This is a genomic window from Candidatus Obscuribacterales bacterium (genome assembly GCA_036703605.1).
Taxonomy (GTDB): domain Bacteria; phylum Cyanobacteriota; class Cyanobacteriia; order RECH01; family RECH01; genus RECH01.
In genome coordinates this window covers 1-5,368 of record DATNRH010000962.1, presented here as the reverse complement: position 1 = coordinate 5,368, position 5,368 = coordinate 1, and the positions used below count along the sequence as shown (strand labels likewise).

The window sequence follows — 5,368 nt, the reverse complement described above, 5'->3', positions numbered from 1 at the left end:
AGGTGGGGGTGCTCAAGTCAAAGGCGATCGCCACGTGAGTGGGCTGCTGGGCCTTGAGCATATCGATCAGAGACTTAAGAAAGCCAAAGCACACGCTGGTGGGAATGCCAGTGGAGGTGCGCAGACCGCCATCGCGCCCGTTGGCATGGGCATAGTACGACCGAAACGCCAGGGAATGACCATCAACCAAGATTAAGAGCGGGGTGGAGCGATCGCTGGACATAGAACCTTTACTCGAAAAAACCAAGATACCAGAGGTGGGGCGGATACAAGCTGTCTGTGACCGATGCTAGTGCTGTTATCCTGAAGGATGCTAACAGATTTGACCTGCACTTGATCGCATAGTACAATTGAACCATATTGTGTGAATTATTCCTCCATAATCAGGAGACGTTGCTGATTGGGTGCGTCCTGCGTTTGCCAGCTCATAGCCCTCACCCCCTGCCCTGGGAGTGGGATTTAGGATGAAGGATGATGAAAGTGGGATGCTCTCTGCTGATCTCGTATCAGGAAATCTGCAGCTAAACTGTTGAATCGCCGTGTTGCCCCCAGGCATGGCCCTAAACTGGAGCTAGTTTATTGCCGGTGGTGCCCTAATCCCATGTCAGCCCTTGCCTCCGATCTCCAATCAACGTCTTTGCCGGATGCCTCAGATATCCGGTTGCTCGTGCTCGATATTGACGGGACGATCTCCGGTGAATCCAACACCATTCGCCCCGCTGTCCTAGAGGCGATCCGCGCCGTTCAAGCCAAGGGCATTCAAGTGGCGATCGCTACAGGACGAATGTATTGCGCCGCCCTGCGGTTTTACGAAGCGGTGGGATCGACCCTGCCGCTATTGTCCTACCAAGGCGCTTATATTAAAGAACCCCAAACCGGTGTCGTCCACCATCACTGGCCCGTCGCTCGTCATACCGCCGAGCAGTTGCTGGACTACTTCGAGGATGTGGAACGCCGTCCGGATGTGGATACCGCTCTCTCCATTCACTTTTACATCAACGATCGCCTCTACGTGCGGGAGATGACCCCAGAAACGGAAGCCTATGCCGAACGAAGCGGTGTGACGCCCAATGTTGTGGGCGATCTGCGCCAAGTTCTAACCGACGATCCCACCAAGGTGTTGGCTCTCAGTCATGATCCCCTGCTGATCGATCAACTACTCGATTCCCTGCGCCAGCGTTACACCCCCGCCGAGCTCTATTTCACCAAATCCGTGGCCACCTTCTTCGAGGCCGCCAATCCCCAAGTGAACAAAGGTGTAGCTGTGCGCTACCTTGCCGAGCAACTGCTGGGCCTTTCTGCCGCCCAGGTGATGACCATTGGCGATAACTTCAATGATGTAGAAATGCTGGACTATGCAGAGATTGGCATCGCTATGGGCAATGCTCCAGCAGCCGTACAAGCCTTTGCTAATTGGACAACCGCCGATGTTGAAGAGGACGGCGTGGCGATCGCCCTAGAGAAATTTTTATTGTGAGGATGCTGGAATCCTAAGGATTCCTAGAAAACAGAAAGGGCACCGACGACTGACCGTGTTTCGTCTCGATGCCCTCGCTGGTTCGCTCCTCACACATTAGTGAGTGTACAAGACTTGTTTAGATTTGTCACTTATGTGTCGATGATATGACAATGTTATGGCATTATCACAGGACTGGGATCGCCACAGAGTCTGCAGTCTAGCCCAATATAAAAATCTGTTGAACCCCGTTGAAGCCCATGGATAGAAGTCGATCATGGATGTAGCCTGTCGCGTCTTTGTCTATGGAACCCTGAAACCGGGGGAATATTACTACGCTGACTACTGCGCTCCTACCGTCATCGCCGCTCAGGAGGCGATCGTTTGGGGCAAGCTCTACCATCTGCCCATGGGCTATCCGGCACTCACGGAGGGCGATCGCCCCATTCAAGGCTCCCTGCTGACCTTTCCCGGTGCCGAGATTTTGGAGATGTTAGACGACCTAGAGGGTTATGATCCCCTGCGATCGCCCTGGGAGAATGAGTATGAGCGCCGGACAACGGACGTCTTTGGCAGCGATCGCAGGTCGTTGGGGCTAGCCTGGAGCTATTGGATGACAGAAGCGCAGGTGCAGCAATGGCATGGCATCCTCTGTGAGGACAATGTCTGGAGCGGTGCTCAGGCTAGGTCTTGGATGTAGATCCATGGAATATAGCCATAATTGATATTAATTTATGCTTAATTTTTTTATTGAATGAATGCTTGAGAGAGGCGATCGCTGCAAGTCTTTAATTACCATAAAAGAGTTCAACAGCTAGAGAATAACAAACTTATAATAGAGAACGTAATTGACGTCATGAGGACATCAATTATTTAGCGTCCTCGCATCATAGATCTGAGATTTTCTATGCCATACTGCGGATTCTTTATATGCTTGGAATTCTAACAGAAACGCTGGCGCTAAGCTATAGATAGAAAGAGGCTTTGAGGCGATGTCTAGATAATCAGCACAGGGAGTTCTAAGCTATGATTGAAAGAAAAGTTTGTTCTAGAATTCAGCTCTTAAGTATTGCAAAATTCTAGATTTTTCTATGGATCATCGCATGTCAGTTAGTGCGTTGTTAATTCTTTCTTAACTGTTGTTCAGAGCACATGTTTAAGCTGGTTCTTGCGGTTAACTAAGGGCGATCGCTGCACTATTTAACACCACGCTAACCTCAACCACCATTTCCCAGACGATACCTGGAGAGCCTTTATGACGATCTCGAATCTACTTGCAACCCCCATTCCCGTTACGAATTCAGAAGAGCTAGAAACATTGATTCAGTCTGTCAAGGCAGCTCAAGAAGCCTACTCCAAATTTACGCAGGAGCAGGTTGATGTCATTTTTAAGCAAGCTGCCCTAGCTGCCAACACGGCCCGCATCCCCCTAGCTAAACTAGCAGTGGAGGAAACTGGCATGGGCGTCGTAGAAGACAAAGTGATCAAAAATCACTTTGCTTCGGAGATGATTTACAACAAATACAAGAACGAAAAAACCTGCGGTGTGATCGAATCGGATCCGTCCTTTGGCTTTCAACGCATTGCCGAACCCGTAGGCATCCTAGCCGGTATTGTCCCCACTACAAACCCCACCTCTACGGCAATCTTTAAGGCACTGCTAGCCCTCAAAACTCGCAACGCCATCATCTTTTCCCCCCACCCTCGTGCCAAAGACTGCACCATTGCTGCAGCCCGGATTGTCCTAGAGGCAGCCGTAAAAGCCGGAGCCCCAGAACACATCATCGGCTGGATTGATCAGCCCACGGTTCCCCTATCGCAGCAGTTGATGCAGCATCCCGATGTGAAGCTGATCTTGGCGACCGGTGGGCCAGGCATGGTAAAGGCGGCCTATTCCTCGGGCAATCCGTCCCTCGGCGTGGGAGCTGGCAACACCCCAGCGGTGATTGACGAAACCTCTCACATCAAGATGGCGGTAAGCTCCATTTTGCTCAGCAAGACCTTTGATAACGGCATGATCTGCGCCAGTGAGCAGTCTGTCGTCGTTGTGGATTCGGTCTATGAGCAGGTGCGTCAAGAGTTTCTCGAACGCGGTGCTTATCTTCTCAATGAGGAGGAACGGCAAAAGGTGGGCAATATTATCCTGGTGAATGGTCGTTTGAATGCGGCGATCGTGGGACAGCCCGTTGACGTCCTGGCTGATTTAGCCGGCATTGAGCAAGCCAAAGGATCACGGGTTTTGATTGGCGAAGTGGAAGCGATCGCCACGGAAGAACCCTTTGCCTACGAAAAACTGTCGCCAATTCTAGCCATGTATCGGGCGTCAGACTTTTCGGAAGCCGTCACCAAGGCAGAAGCACTGATTGCCTTTGGTGGTCATGGTCACACGTCTGTTCTTTACACCCATCCCAACAACGAAGACCGGATTCGCCAGTTTAAGTCTCGTCTCGAAACCGCCCGAGTTTTGATCAATACACCATCCTCCCAAGGGGCGATCGGTGACCTATATAACTTCCAGCTTGACCCATCCTTGACCCTGGGCTGCGGCACTTGGGGCGGCAATTCTGTCTCCGAGAACGTTGCTCCCCACCATTTGCTCAACATTAAAACCGTGACGGAACGTCGGGAAAATATGTTGTGGTTCCGTGTACCACCCAAGGTGTACTTTCGTTATGGGGCCTTACCTGTGGCTCTTAAGGAACTCGCCGGCAAAAAGCGAGCCTTCATCATCACCGATAAACCCCTCTACAACCTAGGTATCACAGAAAATGTCACCGAGGTTTTAGAGGAAATTGGGCTCAAGCATCAAACCTTCTATGATGTCGAACCGGATCCATCCCTATCGACGGTGATGAAAGGGGTGGCGGTGATGAACAGTTTCCAGCCCGATGTGATTATTGCCATTGGCGGTGGATCGCCGATGGATGCCGCGAAGGTGATGTGGCTGATGTATGAACATCCGGAAATCCAGTTTGATGGGCTGGCCATGCGGTTTATGGATATCCGTAAACGCGTTTATGAACTGCCGCCTTTGGGGGATAAGGCCATGCTGATTGCTGTGCCCACCACCTCCGGAACTGGATCTGAAGTGACGCCCTTTGCGGTGGTCACCGATGACAGCACCGGCATTAAATATCCCTTAGCGGACTATGCTCTCACCCCCAACATGGCCATCGTCGATCCGGCTTTGGTGATGCACATGCCCAAGACGCTTACGGCCTACGGTGGTGTGGATGCCCTTACCCACGCTCTGGAAGCCTATGTTTCTGTTCTAGCGACCGAGTTCACCAATGGCTTGGCTCTAGAGGCCATTCGCCTGTTGTTTAAGTACTTACCCAGTGCTTACAAAAATGGTGCCAATGATCCCAAAGCCAGGGAAAAGGTGCATTATGCAGCCACCATGGCCGGCATGGCCTTTGCCAACGCCTTTCTAGGCGTCTGCCACTCCCTTGCCCACAAGCTTGGCTCGACCTTCCATGTACCTCATGGCTTAGCCAATGCCTTGATGATCTCCCACGTGATTCGCTATAACTCCACCGACGTTCCCTTCAAACAAGCAATCTTTCCTCAATACAAATACCCTAACGCTAAGTGGCGCTATGCCCGCATTGCCGACCATCTACAGCTAGGGGGCACCACTGAGGATGAAAAGGTTGAATTGTTGGTCAATGCTATCGAGAACCTGAAGAAAGAGCTCGATATGCCCATGACCATTAAAGAGGTCTTATCCGAAGACGAGCAAGTCTTCTATGAACAGCTTGAAGAGATGGCTGATCAGGCCTTCGATGACCAATGTACAGGGGCTAACCCTCGCTATCCCCTGATTCGGGATATGAAGGAACTCTACGTCCTTGCGTATAAAGGCTGCCGTCTAGACTCGGTCTTGTATAACAAAGACGTGACCCCTGCCTA

The 5,368-nt window shown here is 51.3% G+C and carries 4 protein-coding genes; 3 read left to right on the top strand and 1 reads right to left on the bottom strand.

The window, feature by feature from the left end; translation table 11 throughout:
* Window positions 1-247 (bottom strand): hypothetical protein (locus V6D20_19735; GenBank protein ID HEY9818016.1); only part of this gene is annotated, 247 nt, incomplete at its 3' end.
* Window positions 248-601: 354 nt separating this feature from the next.
* On the opposite strand from V6D20_19735, the gene V6D20_19730 reads away from it, so the two are divergent.
* From V6D20_19730 to adhE, 3 genes are all read left to right on the top strand, one after another.
* Window positions 602-1,477: a Cof-type HAD-IIB family hydrolase gene (locus V6D20_19730; protein ID HEY9818015.1), complete on the top strand. Its 876-nt coding sequence runs from the start codon at window positions 602-604 to the stop codon at window positions 1,475-1,477.
* Window positions 1,478-1,733: 256 nt separating this feature from the next.
* Entirely contained in the window at window positions 1,734-2,156 is a 423-nt protein-coding gene (locus V6D20_19725; GenBank protein ID HEY9818014.1) for a gamma-glutamylcyclotransferase family protein, read from the top strand.
* 555 nt (window positions 2,157-2,711) lie between these two features.
* Window positions 2,712-5,368, top strand: a 2,657-nt coding sequence (gene adhE, locus V6D20_19720; protein HEY9818013.1) for a bifunctional acetaldehyde-CoA/alcohol dehydrogenase, incomplete at its 3' end; no start/stop codon positions are given.